Origin of the sequence: Streptomyces sp. SID12501 (assembly GCF_010550245.1) — a bacterium.
Classification (GTDB): domain Bacteria; phylum Actinomycetota; class Actinomycetes; order Streptomycetales; family Streptomycetaceae; genus Streptomyces.
The window spans coordinates 1-588 of sequence record NZ_JAAGLU010000292.1 but is presented as its reverse complement, the minus strand read 5'-3'; the positions used below and the strand labels follow the sequence as shown (position 1 = coordinate 588).

Here is a 588-nt window from a genome sequence, read left to right as displayed (position 1 = left end):
TCACCCTGGCGGTCGCGCTGATCGGGGGCGTGGTGTTCCCGCGCTGGTTCATGCTCAGCGCGCAGGCGATCTACACCGCCGGCCTGGTGTTCGCGTGGTGGCTGTTCCAGCAGTCGTTCTTCGAGATCGGCGCGCTGTGCCCGTGGTGCCTGCTGATCACCGTGACGACGACGCTCGTCTGGGCGGGGTTGACCCGCATCAACGTCCGGGACGGGCACATGTCGTTGCCGGGTCGCGCGGGTCCGTGGGGTCGGCGCTTCGTCGCGTCGGGCAACGACTGGTTCATCACCGCGGCCGTGCTCGTGCTGTTCGGCGCCGTGATCTTCGCGAAGTACGGCTGGACGCTGCTCTGACCCGTCCCGACGGCCCGGTCGCGTCCTGGACGTGACCGGGCCGTCCTGCGTCCCCGGCCGGTGACGGCACGCGTGACCGGCGGCGTGGCACGGGTTGACGGGCCGATCGACCCTCCGTAGTCTCCCGTTTCAGCAAGATTGCAGGCTCATCGCAATCCGTTGCAACCTGTGCGCCCCGGGTCCGCCCGGGTCACCTCCTCCACGCGGCGCACGCCGCACCGGTCGGCGCACCGAC

General features: G+C 70.4%; 1 protein-coding gene. It reads left to right on the top strand.

Going from position 1 to position 588, the window contains the following annotated elements; translation table 11 throughout:
* Positions 1-353, top strand: a 353-nt coding sequence (locus tag G3I71_RS45815; RefSeq protein WP_275409432.1) for a vitamin K epoxide reductase family protein, incomplete at its 5' end; no start/stop codon positions are given.
* Positions 354-588 lie beyond the last annotated feature (235 nt).